2 protein-coding genes are annotated in these 2,425 nt (G+C 74.9%); both read right to left on the bottom strand.

The genetic code is table 11. The annotated features are described in order from the left end of the window. Window positions 1-178: 178 nt before the first annotated feature. Entirely contained in the window at window positions 179-1,669 is a 1,491-nt protein-coding gene (locus VF825_RS10815) for a carboxyl transferase domain-containing protein (protein ID WP_331113075.1), read from the bottom strand. Next, window positions 1,666-2,425: CaiB/BaiF CoA transferase family protein (locus VF825_RS10810; protein WP_331113073.1), on the bottom strand; the 760-nt coding region annotated here is incomplete at its 5' end. The genes VF825_RS10810 and VF825_RS10815, both read right to left, overlap by 4 nt.

The raw sequence follows: 2,425 nt of genomic DNA, 5'->3' as shown, positions 1-2,425 counted from the left end.
TTGGCAGACCCTGCCCAATGACCGCCCGCCTCTTGGCACTTGTACGCCGCGTCACCACCTCCCAGTCGCCACCGGCTTCACGATCTTCTTCGTCGAGCTGGACGTTGGTTCCCCTTCACCCGCGGCGAAGGGGCACCAACGTCCAGTTCGGCGAGGTCAGTGGGGTGGGCGCGGGCGCTCAGCCGAGGCGGCGGTAGCGAGCCAGGCGGGCGGCGAGCCGCTCGGCCGGGTCGGCCCGCAGCAGCAGGCCCAGCTCGTGCTGGAGCACCTGGGACATCCGGGCGCAGAACTGCGCCGGCTCGTCCGCGGCGTCCGGGTGCTCGGCGACGATCCGGTCCACGATCCCCTCGCGCAGCAGGTCCAGCGAGCGCACGCCCTGCGACGCGGCGAGGTCCGGCGCGTGGTCGGTGTCGCGGTACAGGATCGCCGAGGCGCCCTCGGGCGGCAGCGGCGAGAGCCAGGAGTGCTGCGCGCAGACGACCCGGTCGGCCGGCATGAGCGCGAGCGCCCCGCCGCCGGTGCCCTGCCCGAGCAGCAGGCAGACGGTCGGCGCGTCGAGCATGACCAGCTCGGACAGGCAGCGCGCGATCTCGCCGGCCAACCCGCCCTCCTCGGCCTCGCGGGACAGCGCGGCGCCGGCGGTGTCGATGACGCTGACCAGCGGCAGCTTCAGCTCCCGGGCCAGGCGCATGCCGCGCCGCGCCTCGCGCAGCCCGGCCGGGCCGAGCGGGTTCTCGAACGTCTGGTGCTTGCGGTCCTGGCCGAGCACCACGCAGGGCGCCCCGCCGAAGCGGGCCAGGGCGATGAGCAGCCCGGGGTCCTGCTCACCCTGGCCGGTGCCGTGCAGCGGCACGACGTCGGTGGCGCCGAGCTTGAGCAGGGCCCGCACGCCGGGCCGCTCCGGCCGGCGCGAGCGCAGGATCGAGTCCCAGGCGGGCAGGTCGGGCAGCTCCTCCCCGGGCAGCTCGGGCACCACGGGCAGGTCCTCGCGCGGGGCCATGAGCACGTTCAGCGCCCGCGAGGCGACCTCGGCCAGTGCCTCGACCGGCAGCACCGCGTCGATGAGGCCCTGTTCGAAGAGGTTCTCCGAGGTCTGCACACCCTCCGGGAACGGCGACCCGTAGAGCGCCTCGTAGACCCGTGGCCCGAGGAAGCCGACCAGCGCACCCGGCTCGGCGACGGTGACGTGGCCGAGCGAGCCCCACGAGGCGAAGACCCCGCCGGTGGTGGGGTGGCGCAGGTAGACGAAGTAGGGCAACCCGGCGTCCTTGTGCGCCGCGATCGCCGCCGAGATCTTGACCATCCCGACGAAGGCGCTGGTGCCCTCCTGCATCCGGGTGCCACCGGAGGTCGGGGCGGCGAACAGCGGCAGCCCCTCCCGCGTCGCCCGCTCCACCGCGAGGACCAGGCGCTCGGCGGCGGCCCGGCCGATCGAGCCGGCCAGGAACCGGAACTCCCCCAGCACCACGGCGACGGTGCGACCACGCAGCCGGGCCGAGCCGGTGATGAGCGCCTCGTCGGTGCCGGCCTTCTCCGCCGCGGCGGCGAGCTCGGCGGCATACGCGCTGCCCGGCTCGGCGACCGGGACGGGCGTGGTGTCCCAGCTCTCGAAGCTGCCCTCGTCGAGGACGGTCTCGATGAGCTCGCGGGCGCCGAGGCGGCGGGTCACGCGGTGCCCTCGGCGTCGCGCTCGTCGAGCCAGGCCCGGACGCTGGCGTTGTGCTGGCCCAGGGCCGGCGGGGCGAGGTGCTCGGGCCGCCCGCCGGCATACAGGTTGTCGTCGAAGCGCAACGGCGGCCCGGGCAGCTGGACCGTGCCAAGGACCGGGTGGTCCACGTCGATGACCAGCCCCTGGGAGCGGGTCTGCTCCCACTCGTAGACGCGGTCCAGGGTGCGCACCTCACCAGCCGGTATGCCGGCCGCGGCCAGGGCGGGCAGCAGCTCGGCGAGCTTGCGGTCGGCGAAGGCGGCGTTGACCGCGTCCACGACGGCGTCGCGGTTGCCGACGCGCTCCCGGTTGGTGGCCATGCCTGCGGCTTCGGGGTCCAGGCCGAACGCGGCGCAGAACCTGCGCCACAGCCCCTCGCTGCCGACGGCGATCTGGAGCATCCCGTCGGCACAGGAGAACAGGCCGTAGGGGCAGATGCTCGGGTGGTGGTTGCCCTGTGCGCGGCCGACCTCGCCGGCGACGGTGTAGCGCGTGCCCTGGAAGGCGTGCACGCCCACGATCGCGGCGAGCAGGCTGGTCCGCACGACCCGGCCCCTGCCGGTGCGGGTGCGCTCGTGCAGGGCGGCGACCACGCCGTACGCGCCGTACATCCCGGCGAGCAGGTCGCCGATCGGCACCCCCACGCGGGTCGGGTGGTCGGGGTCGGGGCCGGTCAGGGACATCAGGCCGGCCTCGCCCTGCGCGATCTGGTCGTAC

Source organism: Oryzihumus sp. (genome assembly GCF_036391795.1).
Taxonomy (GTDB): domain Bacteria; phylum Actinomycetota; class Actinomycetes; order Actinomycetales; family Dermatophilaceae; genus Oryzihumus.
Note: the sequence above shows the minus strand (reverse complement) of the source record. Positions and strands in the feature narration are given on the sequence as shown.